At 39.1% G+C, this 24,995-nt stretch carries 17 protein-coding genes; 13 read left to right on the top strand and 4 right to left on the bottom strand.

Translation table 11 applies throughout. The features are described from left to right. Window positions 1-2 precede the first annotated feature (2 nt). Complete coding sequence (locus MKL33_RS03815) at window positions 3-1,139, top strand: acyl-CoA dehydrogenase family protein (RefSeq protein ID WP_064785188.1); 1,137 nt, start codon at window positions 3-5, stop codon at window positions 1,137-1,139. A gap of 90 nt (window positions 1,140-1,229) precedes the next feature. On the opposite strand, the gene MKL33_RS03810 is transcribed toward MKL33_RS03815, so the two are convergent. After that, complete coding sequence (locus MKL33_RS03810; protein WP_017385442.1) at window positions 1,230-1,808, bottom strand: flavin reductase family protein; 579 nt, start codon at window positions 1,806-1,808, stop codon at window positions 1,230-1,232. Between the two features lie 173 nt (window positions 1,809-1,981). Here MKL33_RS03810 and MKL33_RS03805 point away from each other — a divergent pair, with 173 nt between their 5' ends. The 9 genes from MKL33_RS03805 to MKL33_RS03765 all read left to right on the top strand — a co-directional run bounded on the left by MKL33_RS03805 (window position 1,982) and on the right by MKL33_RS03765 (window position 12,961). Next, window positions 1,982-2,758 (top strand): HesA/MoeB/ThiF family protein, encoded by a 777-nt coding sequence (locus MKL33_RS03805; protein WP_032004720.1) that lies wholly within the window; start codon window positions 1,982-1,984, stop codon window positions 2,756-2,758. A gap of 58 nt (window positions 2,759-2,816) precedes the next feature. Continuing rightward, window positions 2,817-4,115: an ABC1 kinase family protein gene (locus tag MKL33_RS03800; protein ID WP_002119658.1), complete on the top strand. Its 1,299-nt coding sequence runs from the start codon at window positions 2,817-2,819 to the stop codon at window positions 4,113-4,115. Window positions 4,116-4,130: 15 nt separating this feature from the next. Further along, entirely contained in the window at window positions 4,131-4,511 is a 381-nt protein-coding gene (gene folB / locus MKL33_RS03795) for a dihydroneopterin aldolase (RefSeq protein ID WP_000338783.1), read from the top strand. Beyond that, a complete protein-coding gene (locus MKL33_RS03790) occupies window positions 4,468-4,905 on the top strand; it encodes a 2-amino-4-hydroxy-6-hydroxymethyldihydropteridine diphosphokinase (protein ID WP_270906480.1) in 438 nt (145 codons plus the stop codon). Before folB ends, MKL33_RS03790 begins: the two co-directional genes overlap by 44 nt. Window positions 4,906-5,163: 258 nt before the next feature. Next, window positions 5,164-6,873 (top strand): potassium-transporting ATPase subunit KdpA, encoded by a 1,710-nt coding sequence (gene kdpA, locus MKL33_RS03785; RefSeq protein ID WP_270906479.1) that lies wholly within the window; start codon window positions 5,164-5,166, stop codon window positions 6,871-6,873. Between the two features lie 8 nt (window positions 6,874-6,881). Further along, window positions 6,882-8,921, top strand: a complete 2,040-nt coding sequence (gene kdpB, locus MKL33_RS03780; protein ID WP_081035555.1) for a potassium-transporting ATPase subunit KdpB — start codon at window positions 6,882-6,884, stop codon at window positions 8,919-8,921. A 13-nt stretch (window positions 8,922-8,934) separates the two neighbouring features. Continuing rightward, complete coding sequence (gene kdpC / locus MKL33_RS03775) at window positions 8,935-9,540, top strand: potassium-transporting ATPase subunit KdpC (protein ID WP_202732230.1); 606 nt, start codon at window positions 8,935-8,937, stop codon at window positions 9,538-9,540. Window positions 9,541-9,578: 38 nt separating this feature from the next. Further along, window positions 9,579-12,233, top strand: coding sequence for a sensor histidine kinase (locus MKL33_RS03770; RefSeq protein WP_270906478.1), 2,655 nt, complete (start codon window positions 9,579-9,581; stop codon window positions 12,231-12,233). Between the two features lie 11 nt (window positions 12,234-12,244). Next, window positions 12,245-12,961, top strand: coding sequence for a response regulator (locus MKL33_RS03765; RefSeq protein ID WP_238517041.1), 717 nt, complete (start codon window positions 12,245-12,247; stop codon window positions 12,959-12,961). A gap of 77 nt (window positions 12,962-13,038) precedes the next feature. Here the strand turns inward: MKL33_RS03765 and MKL33_RS03760 are convergent, their stop codons facing one another. Next, a complete protein-coding gene (locus MKL33_RS03760) occupies window positions 13,039-14,463 on the bottom strand; it encodes a glutamine synthetase family protein (RefSeq protein ID WP_068557329.1) in 1,425 nt (474 codons plus the stop codon). Between the two features lie 405 nt (window positions 14,464-14,868). On the opposite strand from MKL33_RS03760, the gene MKL33_RS03755 reads away from it, so the two are divergent. After that, the gene (locus tag MKL33_RS03755; protein WP_005073618.1) at window positions 14,869-15,417 is read left to right on the top strand and encodes a DUF2799 domain-containing protein; all 549 of its coding nucleotides are present in this window, start codon (window positions 14,869-14,871) and stop codon (window positions 15,415-15,417) included. A gap of 44 nt (window positions 15,418-15,461) precedes the next feature. Here the strand turns inward: MKL33_RS03755 and coq7 are convergent, their stop codons facing one another. Together coq7 and MKL33_RS03745 are read right to left on the bottom strand one after the other, a co-directional pair. Then, window positions 15,462-16,097: a 2-polyprenyl-3-methyl-6-methoxy-1,4-benzoquinone monooxygenase gene (gene coq7 / locus MKL33_RS03750; protein ID WP_262451376.1), complete on the bottom strand. Its 636-nt coding sequence runs from the start codon at window positions 16,095-16,097 to the stop codon at window positions 15,462-15,464. 3 nt (window positions 16,098-16,100) lie between these two features. Continuing rightward, on the bottom strand, window positions 16,101-17,423 hold the full coding sequence (locus MKL33_RS03745; protein WP_014207111.1) for an MFS transporter: 1,323 nt from the start codon (window positions 17,421-17,423) through the stop codon (window positions 16,101-16,103). 166 nt (window positions 17,424-17,589) lie between these two features. Between MKL33_RS03745 and MKL33_RS03740 the strand changes: the two genes are divergently transcribed. Together MKL33_RS03740 and MKL33_RS03735 are read left to right on the top strand one after the other, a co-directional pair. Then, the gene (locus MKL33_RS03740; RefSeq protein ID WP_214285180.1) at window positions 17,590-20,325 is read left to right on the top strand and encodes an autotransporter assembly complex protein TamA; all 2,736 of its coding nucleotides are present in this window, start codon (window positions 17,590-17,592) and stop codon (window positions 20,323-20,325) included. A 26-nt stretch (window positions 20,326-20,351) separates the two neighbouring features. Continuing rightward, complete coding sequence (locus MKL33_RS03735; protein ID WP_270906477.1) at window positions 20,352-24,860, top strand: translocation/assembly module TamB domain-containing protein; 4,509 nt, start codon at window positions 20,352-20,354, stop codon at window positions 24,858-24,860. The last annotated feature ends 135 nt before the right edge of the window (window positions 24,861-24,995 follow it).

Genomic DNA, 24,995 nt, shown 5'->3' with positions numbered 1-24,995 from the left:
AAATGATCTTAAATGCTGAACAAAGTATGGTTCAGGAGATGATGCGTAACTATGCGCAAAATCAGTTAAAGCCAACTGCTGCACATCGCGATAAAACTCATGAATTTCCAGCTCAGGAACTCAAAGATTTAGGTGCACTAGGCGCTATGGGGATGACCGTGCCCGATGAATGGGGCGGTGCCGGAATGGACTATGTATCTTTGGTACTCGCAATTGAGGAAATTGCCGCAGGCGATGGTGCTATTTCGACAATTGTAAGCGTACAAAACTCTTTGATTTGCGGTATTACACTGGCATACGGTTCAGAGCAGCAAAAACAAACCTATTTGCCAAAATTTGCCTCTGGCGAATGGCTAGGATGCTTTTGTTTAACTGAGCCACATGTCGGTTCCGATGCGAGCGCGATTTTATGTAAAGCCGAGCGAGATGGCGACCATTGGGTGCTTAATGGCGTAAAACAATTTATCACCAGTGGTAAAAATGCCCAAGTGGCTTTGGTGTTCGCGGTCACAGATAAACAAGCTGGTAAAAAAGGTATTTCGTGCTTTCTTGTACCCACCAATACACAAGGTTACTTGGTGACTCGTATTGAAGACAAAATGGGTCAACATGCTTCAGATACAGCGACCATTACTTTTGAGGACTGCCGAATTCCTTTAGAAAATTTGGTGGGGCAAGAGGGTGAAGGTTATAAAATTGCATTATCTAATTTGGCAGCTGGACGTATTGGTATTGCAGCTCAATCGGTAGGTATGGCAAGAGCGGCTTTTGATGCAGCGGTGCAATATGCAAATGAGCGTAAAGCTTTTGGAGTCGAATTAGTTCAGCATCAGGCGGTTGGTTTCCGTTTAGCCGATATGGCGACCCAGATTGAAGCGGCACATCAGTTGGTTTTGCATGCTGCAACTTTAAAAGATGCTGGGCTGCCTTGTTTAAAAGAAGCCTCAATGGCAAAGCTATTTGCGTCTACTATGGCTGAGCGAGTATGTTCGGATGCAATCCAGATTCATGGTGGTTATGGCTACGTGAGTGATTTCCCTGTAGAGAGAATTTATCGTGATGTTCGTGTAAGCCAGATTTATGAAGGTGCTTCTGATATTCAACGCTTGGTGATTGCTCGTGAAGTGGCTCAAGTTTAAATATTAGATTTTTAAAAAATGTTGTTGACTGCAAAAAACCGCAATTGTTATGCGGTTTTTTGCAATTAAATGAAACTCACTTTTTAAGGATTAAATTTGAGCTTTGACTTCCTCACCAATCAAATAAAAAGTTCCGCCTGCAATATAGTGCAGGCTGCGAAGTTCTTTTGGCGCATCTTGAAAATGCCAGTGCCCATCTCTAAAAACGCGGCTATCTGCCCATGCACCTACAACAGAACCAATAAATAAATCATGAGCTGACTGATTATGTGGTTCTGGAATAAGTTTACAGACAAGCCATGCAATGCAACCTGATACAAGCGGGCTGGTAAGGCCTTCTTGATAGAATAGCTCAACACCGCAATGCTCAAGTTTTTCTGGATCATCCAACTTACTAATGGTTCCAAGTTGATGAGTCAGATCGAGCTGTGCATAGCAGGGAACTTGTAGTGTGAAATAGCCACTTTGCTCAACGAGTTGTCGGGTTTTAGTGCTTTTGTCGAGAACTACGGACACTTTAGCTGGTTTGAACTCTAAGGCACATGCCCAAGCGGCAGCCATCACATTGCGGTCATCACCATGTTGTGCAGAAACAAGCACAGTTGGGCCATGATTTAATAAACGATAAGCTTTTTCTAACTCTACAGGTGCAATATATGATTGCGTCATATTTAGCCTAAGTAATAAAGAAAATAGATATTTCTATTGTTGCAGAAAGCTTGATAGATGCAATGTTGATAAATAAGCTTTATTAGAATAAAAAAGTTGTTTCTATTTTATAGCTTTCATAATAACGAACTTAATCATAAAATCATTTCGCTTCTAAGTGAAAGGATTAACGTGTGACCGAGCTTCAAGATATCGATTTTGTAGAGTTAAGTGATGAAGAAATGCATCTCTATAGCCGTCAGATTTTACTTGATGGATGGGATATTGAAGCTCAGGAAAAACTCAAACTTGCTAATGTGCTGATTGTAGGTGCTGGTGGAATAGGCTGTAGCAGTGCAGAGCTACTTGCGCGAGCAGGAGTTGGGAAAATTACACTGATTGATGCAGATACGATCGAGATAAGTAATTTACAGCGTCAAATTGCATTTGGTCATGAAGATATTGGACGTTATAAAGCTGAAGTTTTAGCTAAACGTTTACAGAAAATTAACCCTTATATCTGTGTTGAATACTATAACGAACGGTTAGACGAACATAACATTGATAGACTTGTTGAACACCAAGATGTGGTTTTAGATGGCTGTGATAATTTTACAACTCGCTATTTGGTAAACGCAGCTTGTAAGAAACATCAGGTCGCATTAATTAGCGCTTCAGCAATTGGTTTTCAGGCGCAAATGTTCATGGTTGAAGGAGATTCAGCTTGTTATGAATGTCTTTTTCCGAAAGAACAGCATAGCAATGAAGGGCTGCGCTGTGCAGAGTCAGGGGTACTTGCAACTACTCCTGTAATGATAGCGTCATTACAAGCACATCACACTTTGCTGTATTTAGGTTTAAATCGTGTACCTTTAAAGCAGAAACTATTATTGTGGGATGGTTTAAATATGACACAACGTATTGTTAGTTTTGATAAAGATGTAAATTGCCCACTTTGTCAGGCAAGCTAATCAGTAAATTAAACAAAATTTGCTACACTCAACCTGAATGATTTGGTTTTGAAGAAATATGAAAAAAAATATTTTGTTTGATGGGCTACGTTCAGTCGCCCGCATTGGTGAAACAGCAGTGGTTGCCGCCAAAGCTGGAATTAAATACGCAACTGAAAAACCAAGTAATGCCAAACTCATGCGAGAGACTTTTGAGTCCCTTGGCTCAACTTATATTAAGCTTGGTCAGTTTATTGCGAGTACGCCATCGCTTTTCCCACGTGAATATGTAGAAGAATTTCAAGGTTGTTTAGACCAGACACCAACACTACCATTTAGTTATATTCAAGGTGTGCTTGCATCTGAATTTGAAGGGCGCGATTTAAGCCAGATTTTTAGCTATATCGATGAAAAGCCATTAGCTTCTGCGTCAATTGCTCAGGTTCATGCAGCTAAGCTGACCACAGGTGAAGATGTTGTTATTAAAGTACAAAAGCCTGGCGTCGAAACCATTTTATATACGGACTTAAGTGTGGTGCATTGGGCTGCCAAGCTGCTTGAACGTGCAGTACCAAAGATCAAATTCGCTGCTCTTTCTGAAATTGTAGATGAAATTAAAAGCCGTATGGTCCGTGAAGTCGATTTCATTGAAGAAGCACAAAACCTAGATGATTTTGTGGAATATCTTAATATTTCACAAAATAAAGCAGCGACAGCACCTAAAGTTTATCATCAGTTTTCTACCCGCCGTGTTTTGACTATGCAACGTCTATATGGTGTGTCTTTGACTGACTTTAGTGTCGTAAAACAATATGCTAAAGATCCATCGCAAGTACTGATTACTGCCATGAATACATGGTTTGGTAGTCTCATGTTGTGTAAGAGTTTCCATGCCGACTTACATGCTGGGAACCTAATGTTGCTTGAAGATGGACGTATTGGTTTTATTGATTTTGGTATCGTCGGTCAGTTAAAGCCTGAAGTCTGGACAGCATGTATTGCGTTTATGGATGCCTTACAAAAGACTGATTATCAGGCAATGGCTGAAAATATGTTGAAGATGGGTATGACCCATAACAAAATTGACGTTCAGGTGTTGGCTCAAGATCTAGAGCGTTTGTTTAATGGCGTATTAATGGCCGATCCGCAACAGATCTTGTCTTCAAATCCAGCCGATTTAAATGACATCATGATGGATATGGTAGGTGTAGGCGAGCGCCACGGGATTAAATTCCCACGTGATTTTGCTTTATTATTTAAGCAAATGCTTTATTTCGATCGTTTTATGCGCGTACTCGCACCATATACTGATATTTATGCAGACCAACGTTTGAAAATGGTTCAAAATATGGAACCTGCTTCGTTGTTAAAGCACTAAGGTCAGTTTAAATTTATGGATGCCATTATTATTGAAGGCTTGAAAGTTGAGACAGTGATTGGCTGTTTCAACTGGGAAAGACAAATCATTCAACCTTTAATGTTGGATTTAACCATCCATAATGATTTGAGCCGAGCAGCAGAGTCTGACAAACTTGAGGACACTCTCAACTACGCGCAGATTTGTGAGTTATCGGCTCAAACCATTCAACAAGCTAAACCTGAATTAATCGAGCATGCAGCACATCTGGTTTTACAATGTTTGTTTGAAACCTTTCCATCAATTGAAAAAATTACCATAACCATCCGTAAGCCAGCCATCATTGCAGAAGCAAATGCTGTAGGAATTCGTCTTGAACGCACCAGAAACAATTTTTGCGCTCGCCCTAGCGAGTAATTTAGACGCAGATCAGCACTTTACTTTTGCTTATACGCAATTGGCAACATTGGGGAAAGTGCAGTTTTCATCTGTTTATCAAATTCCATGCCGAGATGGTATTGGAGATGATTATTGGAATTCGGCATGTCTATTAAGAAGCACTTTATCGTGTGACCAAATTGAATCTTTTCTAAAGAAACTTGAGTCAGATTCGGGTCGTGTTCGTCCGTCGCATCATATTTCTTTAGATGTAGATTTGATTGCATGGGGAAGTGATCTGGACCATATGCAATTTAATTCTAAAAAATTACCTTTGGCGCTTGATGTAAAAATTCCTTTATATGAACTTTGGCCTTGTGAAACCTTAAAGGCTGACAGCATGCTTTATCCAGTCGTTAATTTTAAAGTTTAAAGGCTTTCAAACTAGATTTTACGCAAACTTTACGCGGTCTTTAATTTCCTCAATAGAGAATTTACGGGCATTTTATCGATACTGAAATTCACTAAATTAGTGTTATTTCAGGACAATAAAGATGCTTATAAATTCTCAAATGCGCATCTTGCATCAGTCTGGCATTGTCTTATGCGGACTTAAAACAAATGATATTTCTCCATCTCTCCTTATTTCCAGTTTGGCAAATCAAGCCAAGGGGTATAGAGGAGAATAGCTATGTTAGAACTTATACTTGTTTTATTTATTGCTATTTTTCTAGCATGGTGCCTCAGTAAATATCTATCCAAAGTGATGGCAAATCAGCCGATGTGGGGTGATGGATTATTTCGTTGGATTGAAAATCCTGTATACCGCTTGTTAGGTGTATCTCCACAACAACAAATGAACTGGAAACAATATTCTTTAGCATTTGTTGTGAGCTGTATTTTTCTTGCTGTGGCTATTCTTGCTATTTTTATGACGCAAGCATGGCTACCATTAAACCCAAATCATGCACCAAATATGAGTTGGGATTTAGCACTACACACTGTTATTTCATTTTTAACAAACACCAACCAACAGCATTATTCTGGTCAGGCTCAGTTATCTTATTTGTCGCAAATGACAGGTATTGTAGGTTTGCAAGTCATTACTCCAATGATGGGGCTGGCTTTGGTTGTTGCGACATTAAGAGCTTTCCTTTATCAGCGTCCAAGCCATATTACGGCCGATGTTGCTGAGCAGCCAGATCAAATTTTAATTGGTAACTATTGGGCAGATGTAATTCGCCCTACAGTCCGATTCTTGCTTCCACTCTGTTTTGTCTGGTCATTGTTGCTTAACAGCCAAGGCGTGCCAGCAACTTTCCAAGGTGGGCCAGAAGTACAACTTATTGATAAAGCCAATACAGTACAAACCCAAAAAATTCCTTTAGGGCCAGTTGCGCCAATGGTAGCGATCAAGCAATTGGGTAGTAATGGTGGCGGTTGGTATGGTCCAAATAGTTCTGTGCCTTTAGAAAATCCAACACCATTTTCTAATTTACTAGAAATGATTGCGATCTTACTTATTCCAATCACAGTCATTTTTATGGTCGGGCATTTTACTCAGCGTAAAAAGTTTGCTTACTTTGTCTTTGGTAGCATGCTTTTCATGTCGATTATTTCAGGTGCAGCGGCTGTCTGGTCTGAAAGTATGTCATCGACAGCATCTCAATTTGCCGTAATGGAAGGTAAAGAACAACGTTTTGGACCAGCAGCATCAGCAGTTTGGGCAGCGCTTACTACACAGGTAAATAACGGCTCGGTCAATATGATGCATGATTCTTCTGCGCCGCTTACTGGTTTAGTCGAACTCATCAACATGTTGATTAATGCGATTTGGGGTGGTGTGGGCTGTGGTCTGCAACAGTTTATGATTTATCTATTACTTGCCGTATTTATTGCAGGTTTAATGACAGGCCGTACCCCTGAATTGTTCGGGCGCAAGATTGAAGCAGCAGAAATTAAGTTGCTCGCGATTATTATTTTGATTCAACCTTTAGTCATTCTTGCATTTACCGCATTAAGCCTCAGCGTTCCAGGCATATCTGGAATTAGTAATCCAGGACCACATGGTATTAGCCAAGTGTTCTACGAATATGTTTCTGCATTTGCAAACAATGGTTCAGGTTTCGAAGGTCTTGGAGACAACACTGTATGGTGGAATGTTACTTGTAGTATTGCTCTACTGTTAGGACGCTTCCCGACATTAATTTTGCCATTAATGATTGCAACACGTTTAGCAGCAAAAAGAAAAGCACCCGAAACAGCAGGTAGTCTTCAGGTTGAAACTCCAACCTTTGCTTTAACGCTGATTACGATTGTTGTGTTGCTTACCTTATTACAATTTATGCCAGTTCTTGTCCTTGGGCCTATTGCCGATCAACTTTTGTTGGTTAAAGGCTAAGGAGGCGAGTGAAAATGAATACACAAACTCATGTAAATAGCCATAAACAAACCATGGCAGTGCCAAATTTTGAAGTTTGGAAAAATGCATTTGTGAAACTGCTACCGCAGCATGCAATTAAAAACCCTGTGATGGCAATTGTATGGCTTGGAACAGTGGTTACTGCAATTAGTACAGTCTTGGGTTACACCACGCTATTATTTGGTTTCGTGGTTACAGCAATTCTGTTTATTACGATTTTATTTGCTAACTATGCCGAAGCAGTTGCAGAAGCTAGAGGCCGTGGGCAGGCATCTTCACTACGTGCAGCAAGAGAAAATTTAACAGCTCGAAGACTCAACTCTTTGACAGACCGTCAAGCGACTCAAGTTGCAGCGTCTGAACTTCATTTAAATGATTTTATTGAAGTACATGCAGGTGAGCTTGTTCCAGCCGACGGTGAGATTGTAGAAGGCTTTGCCACTATTAATGAATCAGCTGTTACAGGTGAGTCAGCACCTGTGCTACGTGAAGCTGGAACAGACCGTTCAGGCGTTATTGGTGGAACTAAAGTACTTACGGATCGTATTGTTGTGCAAGTAACTGCTGAATCTGGTCAAAGTTTCTTAGACCGCATGATTGCTTTGGTCGAAGGCTCAAATCGCCAGAAAACTCCGAATGAGATTGCGCTTGGCTTCTTGTTAATGGTAATGACAATCACGTTTTTAATTGTCGTGATTAGCTTGCCATTTATTGCCAAGTATTTGCATATTGAACTTGATCCAGTCGTGCTCGTGGCGTTATTGGTCTGCTTGATTCCTACAACCATTGGTGGCTTGTTACCTGCGATTGGGATTGCGGGTATGAACCGTGCACTTAAAGCCAATGTTTTGGCGAAATCGGGGAAAGCTGTCGAAGTTGCGGGTGACATTGATGTGCTTTTACTCGATAAAACAGGAACCATTACTTATGGTGACCGTCAAGCGACCTCTTTTTATCCTTTAACTTCGGTAACCGAGTCTGAGTTGAGAGCTGCTGCTTGGGTAAGTTCACTTGCCGACCCAACACCAGAAGGGAAATCGATTGTTAAGTTAGCAAAAGAGCAAGGGCTAAAACAGCAAGAACCTGAGCAAGCCGAATTTATCTCTTTTAATGCTTCTACCCGAATTTCTGGTGTGAATTTACCGAATGGTGACCAAATTCGTAAAGGTGCATTAGATGCAATCTTGAAATTTGTAGATGAGGATTATTCTCAAGATTTAGAATTAAAAGCGCGTGTTGAACAAGTTGCAAAAAAAGGAGCAACACCTTTAGTCGTCGCTAATCAACATCATGTGTTGGGTGTGATTGAACTCTCAGATGTGATTAAACACGGTATTAAAGAACGTTTTGCTCGTTTAAGAGAAATGGGTATTAAAACTGTCATGGTTACAGGTGATAACCCATTAACTGCGGCCGCGATTGCTGCTGAAGCTGGTGTAGATGATTATATTGCCGAAGCAAAACCAGAAGACAAATTAGCTTGTATTCGCACCGAACAACAACAAGGTCGTTTAGTTGCAATGGTCGGTGACGGAACCAACGATGCACCAGCATTAGCTCAAGCCGATATTGGCTTAGCCATGAATTCAGGTACACAAGCTGCAAAAGAAGCTGGCAATATGGTCGATTTAGACTCAGACCCAACCAAACTACTTGCTGTGGTCGAGATTGGGAAACAGCAGCTGATTACCCGTGGCGCTTTAACAACATTTTCGTTGGCAAACGACGTCTCTAAATACTTTGCCATTTTGCCTGCATTGTTCGCTGCTGCGATTCCACAAATGCAAGTATTGAATGTAATGCACTTGGCAAGTCCAAACAGCGCGATTTTATCTGCATTAATTTTTAACGCGATTATTATTCCGCTATTAATTCCAATCGCACTCCGAGGCGTCAAATTTAAACCTTCAACGGCAACTCAGTTATTACGTCGAAATATGTTGATTTATGGGGTGGGCGGTGTGGTTCTGCCATTCCTTGCCATTAAAGCAATTGATGTAGTGATTGTTCAATTATTTGGTTTGTAATCTGGAGTTTGAAATGAAAACTTATGTACAAAATTCAGAAGCAAATTTGGGTCAGACCTTAAGAGCATCTTTGGGATTATTAATTTTTACCTTAGTTGGCTGTGGCGCTGCTTATAGTGCTATCGCTACAGGTGCGGGACAGGTGTTATTTAACAATCAAGCGAATGGTAGTTTGATTGAAATAGATCATAGAGTTTTAGGGTCAAAATTAGTTGCTCAGCCATTTGTTGGAGAGGCTTATTTTCATCCGCGTCCTTCAGCAATTGCTTATGACCCGATGGCGATGGCAGGTACAAACTTAGCGCGTACTAATCCTGAACTACAGCAACAAATTGATGCTCAGATTCTTGCTGTGAAAAAACAAGATCACACGGGCAATACACCTATACCAAGTGATTTGGTGACTAAATCTGGTAGTGGTATTGATCCGCATATTAGTCCTGAATCTGCTCAGTTACAGGTTGCTCGAGTGGCTCAAGCTCGTCATTTAGATCCTAAGGTTGTGGAAGAGCTTTTGCAAAAGTATGTTGAACCGAAGCAGTTTGGTGTACTAGGGCAAGCTCGTGTTAATGTATTACAGCTCAATATTGCTTTAGATCAATTACAATCTACACATTAACTTAAAAATAAAGTTGTTAGTTTACCGGATGATATCAAGTGCAAAGCAATCGCGAAAATCAGGCTGAGGCCTTATTAAATCATGTCAACAGATATCAAGCCGGTCGACTAACGGTCTTTCTTGGTGCGGCACCTGGTGTAGGAAAAACTTATGCCATGCTCGCCCGCGCCAAAGAATTATTTCAACAGGGCACAGATGTTGTTGTTGGTATTGTTGAAACCCATGGAAGAATCGAAACTCTAAAAATTTTGGAAGGGTTGCCTCAGATTGCTAGAAAAGAAATGCAATATCAGGGGCATATTTTAGAAGAAATGGACTTGGATGCTATTTTACTCAGGCATCCGCAAATCGTTTTGGTTGATGAATTGGCTCATCGCAACGTTCCAAATAGTCGTCATGAACGACGGTGGCAAGATGTTAATGAGTTGCTAGACGCAGGTATTGATGTATTTACCACTATAAATATTCAACATTTAGAAAGCCTGAATGATGTGGTCTACCAAATTACGGGCATTCGAGTAAATGAAACGGTGCCAGATCGGGTATTTGATCGTATTCGAGATATTCGCTTAATTGATTTACCCGTCAGTGAACTCATTGAAAGGCTCCATCAAGGAAAAGTCTATGTACCAGAGCAAGCAAATCTGGCATTACAAGGCTTTTTTAGCATTTCAAATTTAACGGCATTACGTGAACTGGCAATGCAATGCGTTGCTGAGCATGTCGATTCAGACTTAAAAGAGAGTTATGCCTCAAAGGGTTTGAAATCTATATCGTTGCAAAATGAATTGATGATTGCGATAGATGGGCAACGCTCTTCTGAATATTTAGTGCGAGCAGGCTGCCGCTTAGCAGAACGTAATGGGGCTACATGGACTGTAGTGAATGTTGCTAGAAGTTTGGACTTTGGTCAGAGCTCAGTGAGTTCTTATAAAAAAGAATATATTGAGATCGATCGTGCGTTTGAGTTAGCTCGGCAACTCGGTGGTCGAACAGAAGTCTTATATGGGCATCGAGTTGCGTCAGTGTTAATGGATGCGGCCGTTGACCGAGGAATTTCGAATCTAGTCATTGGTAAAAGTATTTCACCGTGGTGGTTAAAGTTATTTAAGAAAAATTTAGCTCAGCAATTATTAAATCAAGAAAACTCGATTGCTTTAACCATTTTGCACCCAGAACAGGGCACTAAAAAGATTAATCAGTTCGGAAAACCTTCATTTTTATCATTAAAAGAAAGCATTTTTGTTTTAGCTGTGACGTGCGGTAGTATTTTTCTAGCTCACTTCGCCGAAGTTCTATTTGGTATTGAAGACTTCTCTGTCATCTTTATTATTTCTGTTTTAATTGTTGCAACGAAAACCCGAATGTTAGCTGCAGTAGTGGCTGCTCTTATTTGTTTCTTAGCCTATAATTTTTTCTTTATTGCCCCGCGTTATACCTTTCAGATTTCAGCACACCAAGGGGTAGTCACCGTTGTTGCTTTTTTTGCAGCAGCTTTAATTGCTGGCCGTTTAGCTTCTCAGTTACGCCAGCAAGTTTTGTCTTTAAAAGCTGCCAATGCTTACACTACGGTAATGCAAGACTTGGCACGTAAGCTTTCTAGTGCAGTAAATCTTGAAGAAGTCATGCAAACAGGACGTATGACTTTAGAAACACAACTTCAAACTAAAGTGTGGATTTCTATTCGAGATAAGGTAATTTCATCTGATATTGAGCTAAATGATAAAGAAAAAGTAGCCGCAGAATGGTGTTTGAAACACAAGCAGCCGTGTGGGCGTTTTACCGATACTCTGAGTCAGTCAAACTGGTGGTTTTTACCTCTTTTAGAACAAAAAAATAGCCTAGGTATTGTGGGAATTTACTTTAAGGATGAAGTGGTTTCCTTAAATTTTGAGCAAAAAAAATTGACTGAAAGTGTAATTGAGTACATTGCACAGGCAGTACTTCGAACCCAATTGGTCAATGAGCTAGAACAAGTAAAAGTCACCAGTGAAACAGAGCGCTTACGTTCTGCTTTATTATCTTCGGTATCGCATGATTTACGCTCACCACTTGCTTCTATCATTGGGGCAGCAGACACACTTGCCAATTTTAAAGCTGATATGTCCGAACAAGACCAGCAAGATCTGCTTGAAACAATTCATTTAGAAGGTGAGCGCTTAGACCGTTATATTCAAAACTTGCTTGATATGACCCGTTTGGGGCACGAGGGTCTAACTTTAAAAAGAGACTGGATTGGCGTAGATGAATTAATTGGTTCGGCAACCCGCCGTTTAAAGCGTTATAAACCAGATACGCAAATATTAGTCCAGTTACCTGAGCAACCAATTAGTTTGTATGTTCACCCAGCACTGGTAGAGCAAGCTATTTTTAATGTTTTAGAAAATGCCGCAAACTTTTCACCTCCAGATGAACCAGTCATGATTCGTACTCATCTTGTGTCAGAAGATGAGGTGAAAATAGAAATTGAAGATAGAGGTGCTGGAATCCCCGAAGACGAAAGACATCGTATTTTCGATATGTTTTACACGATGGAACGAGGAGACCGTGGAAAGTTTGGTACTGGTTTAGGGCTTACAATCGTAAAAGCGATTATTGGTGCTCATATGGGTACAATAGAAGCATTTTCAGGGCGCCAAAATAAAGGTACTTTAATTCAAATCAGATTACCCATTCACCCAGTAAAAGAATAAGTTGTAAATTCATGATAAGTTCCGAAACCTCACCTGTAGAAACACGTATTGTGATTATTGATGATGAGCCTCAAATTCGTAAATTTCTAGACATTGCTTTAAGAACTCAAAAATATAAAACCACGCTCTGCGAAACGGGTTACAAAGGCCTAGAGGCTTTGGCAACCCAAGGGGCTGATTTGGTTATTTTAGACTTAGGCTTACCCGATTTAGATGGAAAAGAAGTGCTTCAAGAATTACGTAGCTGGTCGAACGTTCCCATTATTGTGTTATCTGTACGTGCTGATGAATATGAAAAAGTTGCCTTGCTAGACGCAGGCGCAAATGACTACATGACCAAGCCTTTTAGTGTGCAAGAGCTTTTGGCGCGCATACGTGTCATTCTAAGAAATCAACCAATCCAGCAAGAAGCACATGTGTATGACGATGGTTATCTTAAAGTCGATGTCATGCAACGTTTAGTTTGGATCGAGCAACAACCAATTACTTTAACTCGAAAAGAGTTTCAACTTTTGACACTATTAATGCGCTATCAAGGGCAGCTTTTAACACAGCCTCAGCTCTTAAAAGAGCTATGGGGACCCACCCATCAGGAAGATACGCACTATTTACGTATTTTAGTGGGCAAGTTACGCAGTAAACTGGGGGATAACGCGATTCAGCCACGTTATATTGCTACTGAACCAGGTGTTGGGTTACGTTTTTTAGCTAAACAGAAAAATCATTAATTAGATATAAAAAAAACCTTAGGGTATTTCTCCCTAAGGGTTTGCAAAGTGGTTTATAGTTTTTTTGCTCTTTTTATTTATATATCCCAATGTTGTTCTGCTTCAGTCATTTGACTGTAAATATTTTGATATTCAGCCTGTTTAACCGTGTACCAATGTTCTACAAAGTCTGCCCCTAAATACCCTTTTAAAATAAGACTTCCTTTAAATATTTTTAAGGCTTCCGGCTGATTGTTGGCTAATAAAATGTGCTCGTCTTGAAATTTTAAAAGATGTGCAGGTTTTGGCAGCGGTAACTTATGAGATAAGCCATAAGACACGCCAGCTAAAATAGTCGCTGCAACCAAATAGGGGTTACAGTCGGCTCCAGCAACCCGATATTCTAAGCGTTGATTTTGTACATCTGAGCATGGAATTCGGATTGCAACATTTCGGTTGTTAGTATCCCAATTGGCTTCTAATGGCACGTGATGACCAATTTTAAAACGTCTATAAGAATTAATATTAGGCGCTAAAATCGCCATAGATGCAGGCATTAACTCAATTAGGCCACTAATCGCGCTCAATAATTTGGCTGAAAGCTCATCTTTTTCTATTTCTGAACTAAATATATTTTTATGGTATTGATTAAGCATGCTCATATGAAAATGCATGCCACTACCAGCCTTTGCCAAGTTTGGTTTCGCCATGAAACAAGCGGTTAAGTCATGCTTTCTTGCGACTTGTTTTACAATTCTTTTTAAAGCATTAATTTGATCGCAGAGCTTTAAAATATCATGGCTGTGTTGAAGATTTAATTCGTATTGTCCAGGGGATGATTCCGCAACAATAGCGGTAATTTCAATAGATTGAAGTAGGGCTGCTTTCTCAACTTCATCTAGGACTTGCTGATAATTATTCGGTGCATCTATATCAAAACATTGGTTTTCTAAACATGTCTCGGATTGATGCTGAGGTGAGAAAAGGTAAAACTCTAGCTCGGCAGCCATGACAGGGAAATAATTATTAGCATGTAACTGATTTAATAATTTTTTTAATATATTACGTGGTTCATAGCGACAGTCTGAACCATCTTCTTCTTGCATTGATAGGTAAAGCTGAGCATTTAATTCTGGGGATAAGGCACTAGGTTGCAAGCTGCCTAAAATGGGCAGGCAAAGTCTATCTGGTTCACCAATATATTTTCCCAGGCCTGTTTCTTCAATCACTTTTCCATCAAGGCTCATTGCATAAACAGAAAGAGGAAAATAACATCCATTAGATAGATTTTTCAAACTCTTAACGTCAATACGTTTGCCACGAATATGCCCGTTTAAGTCATGTAGACAAATATCAATGTGCTGAGTGTGAGGATATAAACTTAAATATTCATCAACTTCTTTTAAAAAAAGCTCTGAGTTGAACGTATGAATTTGCGTTTGTGGAATAAAATCATCTGATATTTTAAATGCCTTAAAGTGAGAATTTTGTAAGTTTAAATTTGGGTAAATATGCGTACTCATTATAAAAAACCTTGGTGGTTATTTAGCTAAAATCCTAACGTAGCCTTTGAAGTTAATCTCGTAAAAAAAGAGTAAAATAATGAAAGGTTTTTTTATGGGGTTTATTGTTTTTATTTATTAATAATCAATCTCTTGAGTTTGATTTTTATAATCAATTTTTAAAGTAAAATTAGCGTATAAGAGCAGTCGGCGCATTATAAAATTCTACGGATTTCTCTTTTTAAAATTAAACAAAGCTAAAAATTTTAGCTTCTCATTTGGTGAGATGGTCAAACTGCTTTAAACTTAAATGCTTATCCAGTTAAACATTTATTTATAAATCTTGAATTGAGCAAGGCTTATATAGCACATGTACTGGAATTTTATTTTTTGCGTTTTTTAATTTTATTTTTGAGTTTTCTTAATATGAAAAATATCGGTTTAGCCATTTTAGCAATCAGCCTTTCAGGTTGTGCTGCAATGAGCGTAGAAGAATGCAAGACTGCGAATTGGTCATTAGTGGGTGAGAAAGATGGTTCAAAGGGGTCTTCGCCACGTTTAGATCAATATTACAAAGCGTGTGGAAAAGCCAATATTGTTCCAGATCAAAAGTCATATGAACGTGGGTATAAAGAGGGCTTAGGGTATTATTGCCAGCCATCAAATATTTTTTATAACGCTTTAGAGGGTAACGGCAATATTAATGTATGCCCAATCGAGCAGCGTAATCGTTTAAGACCTTATTATCGAGCAGCTTCCGATTACTACAATGCAAAAAATGAATATGACCGTTATGATGAAAAGTTTAAGCAATATTCTGATAGTGCTTATAACGAAAAATTAAAGCCAGAAGAGCGTGAGCGTTATCGTAAGCTTTTAAGAGAATTACAAATTGATCGTGACCGTATTAACAGAAACTATTGGAATTCAATTCGAGATATCGAACGTTTCAAATATGATCACGGCTTAAAATAATATTTTAAACAGGATTGATCTGAATGAGATCAATCCTTTGGTTTTTAAAGATAATAACTCGTTTTTGTCATTAACTTTGAAATAGCAGTCATCGTAATTTTTACTGCATACGGTAATTCAACACCGCCTGCTTCAAGTGCAGTATGACGGTGATGCAATTCATCTTCATTCATTTGCTCTAAAATTTTACGAGAACGTTCATCTTGAGCGGGTAACTGGTTTAAGTGATCTTGTAAATGCATGCTTACCTGACGCTCAGTTTCAGCAACAAAACCTAAGCTATATTTATCACCTGCAATACCAGCAAGGGCACCCATGCCATATGACAACCCGTACCAGATTGGGTTTAACAAACTTGTATGACTGTTTAATTCTTTTAAACGATCTTCACACCAAGCTAAATGATCTTGTTCTTCAATCGCTGCTTGTTGCATTTCTTGGCGTACATTTGGCAATTTCGCCGTTAATGCTTGCCCATGGTAAAGTGCTTGAGCACATACTTCTCCACTGTGGTTAACACGCATTAAACCTGCGACATGGCGAGCATCTTCTACACCAAGTTTTGTTTCTACTGTTTCAGCTGGATTTTGACGCTGTGCTGCTGTTGCACCTGGAACAAGACTACGCAATGCCTGATCAAATGAGTTAATAAGTTGATCAATTCCAGTATAGTGGCGCATAAATTAGTCCTCTAAAGAAAGGTGGGCTGTGGCAAGCATTGGTTTTAGTCTAGCGAGAAGCCAGATACTAAAGATTGCACTAAGTACAGCTGTAATAATAAATAGTATTTTAATATCAATTTTTAAAACACTTAAGATTAAGATTGAAAAAATTGCAGAAGAAACCATGAATACAGCATTTAAAATGTTATTCGCTGCAACAACACGTGCACGATGTGAACGTGGTGAATAAGCCTGCATCATGGCATATAGGGGAACAATATAAAAACCGCCACTAATACCCAATAAAGTCACAGCAATCATGACATGGTAGTAAACCCAGCCTTGGGTAAAAACGTCTTTTAAGGTAAGTAATGCTCCGGTTCTTTCTGGTACAAAAGCTAAACTGGCAGCAAGGTAGAGCGCAAAAACAGTAAGGCCAATTGCACCAATCGGCACCATTTTAATATTAATTTCTGAACCACCAATTTTACGGCAAAGAAGAGAACCCACACCAATACCGACTGAAAAGAAAGTCAGTAACAGGCTTACGACATTTTCTGATGCATGAAGGTTTTGCTGGGTAAGCTGCGGAATTTGAGTTAAATAAGTCGCGCCATAAAACCAGTACCATGAGTTGCCTAGCAAAATTGTGAATACTAGCGGTAAGCTTTTGGCATATTTAATGGTTTGAAAGCTTGTACGGATAAAATTCCAGTCAATCTTTAAGTCAGGTGCAGCAACTTTTTGCGGCAAAATGAAGCGACTAAATAAATAGCCTATGCAAGCAATAGCCACTACGGTGATACTAATCCACAATAAATTACCATCTGATGAGGCAATTACGGCACCACCTAAGATCATCCCGAACAAGATCGCCATGGATGTGCCGGATTGAAATAGCGCATTACCCGACATTAACTCGTTCGGTTTTAAGATTTCAGGCAAAATTGCGTATTTAATCGGGCCGAAGAATGTCGAATGTGTCCCCATCAAAAATAAAGCAAAAAGAAGTAGCCATAAGTTTCCTAATAGGAAACCCGCAGTACCAATGAGCATAATGATGATTTCTAAAATTTTAATACCACGGACGAGTTGAGATCGTTCGTATTTGTCGGCGATTTGTCCAGCTGTGGCTGAAAAAAAGAAATAGGGCAGAATAAACAAGAGGGCTGCCAAATTATTAAGAGTACTTACAGGAGCAGATTGTTGCTGAATCCATCCATAAGTAATCACCAATAATAAAGCTTGCTTAAAAACGTTATCATTTAATGCGCCAAAAAACTGGGTAAAAAACATCGGTACAAACCGACGTGAGGTCATCAGGTGCTCATCTTGTTTCATCATGTGCAAACTTCATTGTGTTTTATAAAAAAATGTGACCGAGTGTTAATTTGCATCGAAAACCATGTATGATATTTTTAACGCTTGATTAAATGAAAAATCAATGGTTTTGAGTGAGTTTTACACTCACATTGGTGCGTTTTATTAAAAAATAAGTCTAGAGTTTTCTATGCCTTCTAAAATTAAGTTTAAACAGTCAACTCTCTCACATTCTATGCATTTAATTTTAAAAATGCAGGGCATTCCTAAACTTATTTGTAGCAGCTTGTTGTTAAGCGTTTGCGTAACGCCAAGTTTTGCTCAAACTTCTGTTGAGAATAGTTCATCAACAACTTTAAACCAGACAGTATCTGATGAGTCAACTGAACAATCAGCTCAGGTTAATGAGCAATATACTGCTCCAGTTACAGATATCGCTACACTTGTAACCCAAGCTCAGCAGCAACAAGATAGCTTGGCTATATTGCAACAACAAGAACAATTTCCAAATCAAATTGATGAATTTAAGCCAATTACTCTTGATAACCTTGAAGATTTACCTGATATGCCTGTTGATCAGAACATGGCAAATGAAATTTATAGGGTAGCGGAAGAAGCAAAGAATGAAGCACAGAACTTTCAAAATGGGACTCAGAAACTCCCTGAAGTTACTGTAAGCGATGCAACTCAATCTGAATTAAATCAAATTAATCAGGCGCCTGTAAATATTGATCAGCTTATGCAAGAGATTAAGTCTGACAGTAAGATTGTAGTTGAAGCCAATGAGACTGGAAAAACACTGCCTGAATTGACACCAGAGGCCGAAGAACCACCTGAGCAAGCTGGTTTCTTTAAACGTATTTTAAATAAAGTACGTCCGCCGCGTGCAATTCCGATGGAACAAGTACCGCGTATTAGCGCAGAGGTAGAAGGCGCTTCAGATGTGTTAGCTAAAAATATTAAAGGTAAGCTTTCAACTTTTACTCAAGAATCTTTTGAAGACTTTAATGCTGCTTTACCTCAGCTTAGAACATTAAGTAATCAGGCTGCTCAAGCTGTTGGTTACTATAATGCTGAGTTCCGATTTGAAAAATTAAGTCCGAGTCGTGTGCGTGTCAGGGTGACACCAAATGAACCAGTACGAATTAATGAGCAAAATATTGAGTTTACAGGTCCAGGCGAAAAGCAGCCGCAATTTCAGGTTATTCGCTTAGTTCCTGATCAAGATGTTGGTGATATCTTTAATCACGGTTTATATGAAACCACTAAAACCCGTATTGTCGATGCAGCATCTGATAACGGTTATTTTGATGCTTATTGGCGATTGCATGATGTAAAAGTAAGTCAGCCAGAAAATAAGGCCGATATTAATTTACGCTACGAGACAGGTGAGCGTTATAAATTAGATAAGGTCGAGTTTCGTATGAGCGATCCTTCGAAACCTTTGCCATTAAATCAAAATATCTTAGAAAGTATGGCACCTTGGAAAGAAGGTGATGACTATGCTTTCTGGCGTGTAAATGTGCTCGCGAATAACCTAACCAACTCGCGTTATTTTAATTACACCTTGGTTGATAGCATTAAGCCAGATCCAATTGAAAAGCCACTTGAATTACCGCCAGATTTACAAGCTTTGGTCGATGAGCAAAATATTGATGTTGATGAGTCTAATTTACTTTCACCAGAACAACGACAACTTGCGAAAGCACGTCAATTAGCGACATCCAATAAAGAAGTTACGCAAAACGTAGTCGATGAAAAACAGTTTGCTGGAACACAAAATGCAAAACAGGCAGAGCCTCAAACTGCGATGTTGCAAAGCGCCGCAGCTCAGCATGATGAACAGGAAACTGAACAGGATCGTTTACAAGCTCAAGCACGTGAAACAAAAAGAATTCCAGTTATTGTGACTTTAAATGCTGATAAGCTAAATAGTTTGGAAACTGGTATTGGTTATGGAACCGATACGGGGGCGCGTTTACGTAGTCAATATCGCCGTTCTATCGTAAATAAATATGGCCATTCTTTTGATGCCAACTTAGAAGTTTCTGAAATTCGTCAATCGATTGATGGTCGATATAGTATTCCCTATAAACATCCGTTAAATGACTATTTTAATATCGTTGGCGGTTATGAACGTGAAACACGGGATGATATTGGTCCGGATGTAAGCCTGTTAACCGAATCTGCTGTTGTGGGCGGGGAGCGGGTAATCAAACGTCCATTAGGAAATTGGCAGCATACTATTGGTGTTCGTTATCGTTTAGATCGTTTGACCCAAAAAGGTAATGTTGATATTTCTGAATTACCAGATGCTTTTAAAACAGCTGCATCTGAGCAAGAAGCATTATTGTTTAGTTATGAAACATCTAAAACTTCAAGTAATACACGTTTAAACCCAACAAAAGCTTTTAAACAAACTTATAAATTAGAATTAGGCAGCGAGAGTTTACTGTCTGATGCCAATATGGCAATTGCGAGTGCAGGCTGGAGATTTATTTATTCTCTAGGTAAAAATGATGATCACCAATTTGTTGGAAGATCTGACCTTAGTTATATTTTTACAGATGACTTTGACAAAGTTCCATACAATCTTAGATTCTTTACGGGTGGTGACCAAACGATTCGTGGATTTGACTATAAAAGTCTTTCTCCAGAAGTAGATGGATATAAAATTGGGGGCCAAGCTTTAGCTGTAGGTTCTTTAGAATATAACTATCAGTTCAAAGATGGATGGCGAGCAGCTGTTTTCTCTGACTTTGGTAATGCTTACGATAAAGTTTTCAGTAATCCAGCAGCTTATAGTGTTGGGGTCGGAATTCGCTGGAAGTCTCCAATTGGGCCAATCCGTTTAGATGTCGCTTCGGGTATTTCAGATGAGAACCATCCGATTCGTTTACATTTCTTTATAGGCCCACAACTTTAAAAATAAAATTTTATTAGGTTTATTTTATGGCGGAAGTAGAACAGCAGCCCACTTCGGCACCAAGCTCTCCTAAGAAGAAGCGTCGCATTTTGCGTAGCTTCTTGCTGACGATATTGATCATATTGTTATTATTGGCTTCTTCGTTAGTCATCATGATGTCAACGGATCGCGGAAGCCGTTTTTTATTAGATCGGGTTTTAGAAGCTCAGAAAATAATTAAATATGAATACGAAGGCGGGAACTTATTGCGAGGCATTATTCTCAAAAATGTGTTGGTGCAATTAAAAGACGTTGATGTTTCATTAGATCGAGCTGATGTAGGTTTAGGATGGCGTTCTTTATTATTAGAAAAAGAAGTGCATTTAAGCCATGCAGATGTACGCAACTTACGTATTATTAATAAAACTCCGCCCTCTGGTAAACCCTTTGAATTTAAACCAATCAAGTTACCCTTTGTTTTACGCGTAGATGAAGGTGATGTTGATCATTTAGAAATTAAGTTGGCAACCTCAGATGTAAGTTTTCATGACGTTCATTTGCAGGATGCACTTTGGTCAGAGACCAAACTAGAATTTGAAAAATCCAGTATGGATATGGGCTATCTTTCAGTCCACAACGCCACAGGCGAAATGGACTTTAGTGGTAAATATCCATTAGATGCCACAGCAGATTTAAGAATCCCATCTTTAAAAAGTTTAAATATTCAGAATATTAAAGTCGTAGCTCGGGGAAGTTTAGATACTATAAAAGCTGGGGTTGCAACAACTACTCCTGATCTATTAACAGGTTGGGTTGTATTGCACCCTGTTCGTGATGAAGTTCCGATGCACGGTGAATTATTACTAAAAAACTATCACTTACCTTTATTACAAGAGCAGAAACTCTTTGCAAAAAATGGCGTGATCAAGTTTCAGGGTGATATTAAACAGCTTAATTTGGCACTTGATACAGATTTAAAAGGTGAGAATTTACCTGAAGGTCAATACAACGCTTTGATGAATACTGATCTAGTTCATCAGCTTAATATTACCGATTTCAACGGCCAAGTTATGAAAGGTGCCGTTAACCTTAAAGGTTTGGTGAATTGGAAAGATCATGTGACTTGGGATATTAAAGGCCGTTTAGATCGCATTAATCCTAAAGACAAAGCAATTCCTCAGGTAGTTCAAGACTTTTTACCGCCAAGTTTAGATGCTGCTGTTGCCTCAACTGGGTCTTTGGAAAAAGGTACAGAAGTATTTGCTAATATTGACTTTGACCGTTATGAGTCGTGGAAACTCAAACTTAATCAGGCGCCAGAAAAGAATAATAAACCTCAACCGATGCTTATGAATGTAGCTTGGGCAAATATAGACCGTGCAATGCCTTATATTGGATGGTTAAGTAGTGATAATGGTCAAGTCGATTTAACATTACGTGACGGTCAACAAGATATTAAGGTTGCTACAAAAGTATATCAGCATGAAAAAACTTTATTGCCAGCAGGACAATATCTAGCCAACCTGAATGTTAAAGATAATATCTTAAATGTGCCTAATTTTAGTTTTGCTGCTGAAAAAGGTAGCTTAACAGGTCAGGCTAAAGTTTTATTACCTACTGAAAAACGTCAGCTGGCTTGGAATGCTTTATTAAATGCAAAAGATTTTAATCCACAAAGTATTCATGCAGCAGCGCCGGTCAATCTATTAAACGGTTCGATTAAGGCAAATGGTTTCGCTAAACCAAACCAGCAAATTATTCAGTTTGAGAAAATTGATTTAACGGGTCGATTGGCTCAAGCAGGTCAAGAAACTGTAAGTTTAGGCGGAAAAAGTACAGCAGCATTATTATTTCATGATGTTAAAGCTGGTGGCGGTTTTAAAGGTTTTGCGGTTAATTATGACGGATCTTTAAAAGCCTTAAAACAGGCAAATGGTTTGTTGAAGTTTTCTATAGCGGGCACGCCAGATTTTATTCGAATTAGCCAATTACAACACGATGGTGTGGCTGGAAAAATCTATGCTACTGGTTCTGTAAATTTAAAAGACCGCATTGCATGGGATATTAATAGTTCATTAGTACGCTTTAAGCCTCAATATTTTGCCTCAACTGTTAAAGGTGAAATTTCAGGAAACCTGAAAACTCAAGGGGTTTGGTCTGATCATTTGAAGCGAATTAATATTCAACAATTGAATCTTGCAGGCTTTTTAAATAATAAACCTGTTCGGGGCAAGGGTAATCTATCTCTATTGATGGATTCCAATCAAAATGGCTTTTTACCTCAGCAATTTGAAGCAAATAACTTATTTTTAGTGTATGGACAGAACCAGCTACAAGCTACTGGCAATGCACAAAATCTAAAAATTAAGTTGAATGCACCAGCACTCTACGAGTTATATCCGGGACTGCGCGGTCGAGCTTATGGTGATTTGAATGTTCAATCACAACCACGTTTAAAAGCAACAGCGAATATTGCCGTAGATAATTTTGCTTTTAATACACTTGTAAGTGTGAAGAGATTGAGTATTCAGGGTGAGCTTCCAACATCGGAAATAACACCGACTCAATTAACCGCAAAATTAAATAATCTGCGTAGCGGAAATAGAGAAATCCAGTCTGCTGAAGTGAATTTGACAGGAACAAGAAAAGCACATTTATTGAAAGTACTTGGCAATAACAGTGTTTCCAAGTTCTATGTTCAGTTGGCAGGTGGATTTAATCAAAAGAATGATTGGTTAGGTCAAATCCAGAAAGGAAGTTTTGATTCACGACGAATTCGTCTGGCACAAAATCAAAATGCTCCAGTAATTTTTTCTTCGGCAAAATCTGAGCTATATGTGGGCCAACATTGCTGGCAAAGTACCAATAGTCAGCTCTGTTTTGATCAGCCTGTAAGAGTGAGTAAAGCACGAGGTAATGTTTCTTTTGTAACTCAGAACATGGATTTAAGCGACTTCGCAGCATTTATGCCAGAAGGCTTAGCCATGACTGGACAATTAAATGGTTACGCTAAAGCATCGTGGGTAAATGGCGGTAATCCAAAACTTGATGCGCGTTTAATTACGCGTAAAGGTGAAATCGGTTTAGCTGCTGAAGATCCACAAGATCCTGCAACGACTTTGGCTTATGATGAGTTAGGGGTAATTGCAAAAAGTGTATCAGAGGGTCTGTTGTTCCGTGTTGATGTGAAAACACCGGATATTGGTACGGGTTATGCGAATGTTATTATCAACCCATTCCAGTCATCAATGCCAATGCATGGTGAAGTGGCCTTTAATGATGTTCAATTAAAAGTCTTGAAACCATTTATTCAAGATGTTCGCTCAATGAGTGGGACGTTAGCCTTGGCTGGTAAAGTCAACGGTACATTAACTCAACCTCAATTTACTGGTGAAATGCGCCTGAAGAATGGTGCGATCAGCATGATTTCTCTGCCAGTAAATCTAACTAATGTGCAGGTATATTCATCAATTCGTCAGGATATGGCAACAATTGATGGAGCATTTAATAGTGGGCAAGGTGTAGGCTTGCTTAAAGGTAGTTTTGAGTGGAAAGATGCGCCACGCCTTCAATTAAATCTGAAAGGTGATAATTTACTGGTACGTCAAGCGCCATTAATTACAGCAATTGCCAACCCGAATCTGACACTTGATATGTATCCTTTTGATAAGCGTTTAAGCTTAAAAGGATCTGTAGATGTTCCTCGTGCACGTATTTCAATGCCAGAAACAACTGCTCCAATTATTAATACTTCATCAGATGTTCGCATCGTGCGCCAAGGTCAAGATCCACTTGCAATTTTACGGGCCGCTAAACCTTGGGATATTCGAGCTGATATTTCTGTTAATATTGGAAAACAAGTGATCTTCCAAGGCTTTAACAGTAATATTCCGTTAGTTGGTCGTCTAAACTTAAGCCAACGTGGCTATGAGACCGCAATGAGAGCTAACGGAGCGATTGGTGTTAGCCAAAAAGTGAAAATTGAAGCTTATGGACAAAGTCTAGACTTGAACCGAGCAATTGCCCGTTTTAATGGACCATTGGCTAACCCGACTTTAGATATCGATGCGAATAAAAATGTTCAGGGAAGCATGGTTGGCGTACGTGTTACAGGTACTGCGACATCGCCAAACATTCAGGTTTATAACGATGCAGGTTTATCTGAGCAAGAAGCATTGAATGCGCTTGTTACTGGTCGTATTAATGAAGGTTCGAGTGGCTTGAGTAATGCAGAAGGTTTTAAATCTGATGTAAACAACACCATCGCAGCTGCAGGTATTAGTATGGGCTTAGGTGGTACACGTGCTTTAACTAACCAGATTGGACGTACGTTTGGTTTGAGCGGTTTAGCTTTAGATGCACAAGGTACAGGTGATGATACGCAAGTGAGTTTAACGGGTTATATCACACCAGATCTGTTTATTCGCTATGGTGTTGGGGTGTTTACTCCTGTAAACAAACTCACTTTACGTTATCAAATGAATCGACGTTTATATTTAGAAGCAAGTCAATCTCTAGAAAGAGCAATCGATCTTTTCTACAACTGGCGCTTTTAGTTAGTTGAAACTAATAATGAATGAATTAAGAGCTCACTATTGTGGGCTTTTAATTTAATAACGTCTTCATAACATTTAAAAAAGTTTAGTATTTATGATTTAAAGTATCGCTTCTCTTAAGAGTAAAGAAGCCTT

It is taken from the genome of Acinetobacter sp. AOR43_HL (assembly GCF_027854635.1).
GTDB lineage: Bacteria > Pseudomonadota > Gammaproteobacteria > Pseudomonadales > Moraxellaceae > Acinetobacter > Acinetobacter pittii.
The sequence above is the reverse complement of the archived record's forward strand: the minus strand, read 5'-3'. Positions and strand labels throughout refer to the sequence as shown.

Bases quoted from the DNA above. Each gene is read 5' to 3' on its own strand.
- MKL33_RS03735 (WP_270906477.1), top strand. From the start codon at position 20,352: ATGGCGGAAGTAGAACAGCAGCCCACTTCGGCACCAAGCTCTCCTAAG.
- MKL33_RS03740 (WP_214285180.1), top strand. From the start codon at position 17,590: ATGCCTTCTAAAATTAAGTTTAAACAGTCAACTCTCTCACATTCTATG.
- kdpA (WP_270906479.1), top strand. From the start codon at position 5,164: ATGTTAGAACTTATACTTGTTTTATTTATTGCTATTTTTCTAGCATGG.
- MKL33_RS03800 (WP_002119658.1), top strand. From the start codon at position 2,817: ATGAAAAAAAATATTTTGTTTGATGGGCTACGTTCAGTCGCCCGCATT.
- kdpC (WP_202732230.1), top strand. From the start codon at position 8,935: ATGAAAACTTATGTACAAAATTCAGAAGCAAATTTGGGTCAGACCTTA.
- MKL33_RS03755 (WP_005073618.1), top strand. From the start codon at position 14,869: ATGAAAAATATCGGTTTAGCCATTTTAGCAATCAGCCTTTCAGGTTGT.
- MKL33_RS03765 (WP_238517041.1), top strand. From the start codon at position 12,245: ATGATAAGTTCCGAAACCTCACCTGTAGAAACACGTATTGTGATTATT.
- coq7 (WP_262451376.1), bottom strand. From the start codon at position 16,097: ATGCGCCACTATACTGGAATTGATCAACTTATTAACTCATTTGATCAG.
- MKL33_RS03810 (WP_017385442.1), bottom strand. From the start codon at position 1,808: ATGACGCAATCATATATTGCACCTGTAGAGTTAGAAAAAGCTTATCGT.
- folB (WP_000338783.1), top strand. From the start codon at position 4,131: ATGGATGCCATTATTATTGAAGGCTTGAAAGTTGAGACAGTGATTGGC.
- MKL33_RS03745 (WP_014207111.1), bottom strand. From the start codon at position 17,423: ATGATGAAACAAGATGAGCACCTGATGACCTCACGTCGGTTTGTACCG.
- MKL33_RS03815 (WP_064785188.1), top strand. From the start codon at position 3: ATGATCTTAAATGCTGAACAAAGTATGGTTCAGGAGATGATGCGTAAC.
- MKL33_RS03760 (WP_068557329.1), bottom strand. From the start codon at position 14,463: ATGAGTACGCATATTTACCCAAATTTAAACTTACAAAATTCTCACTTT.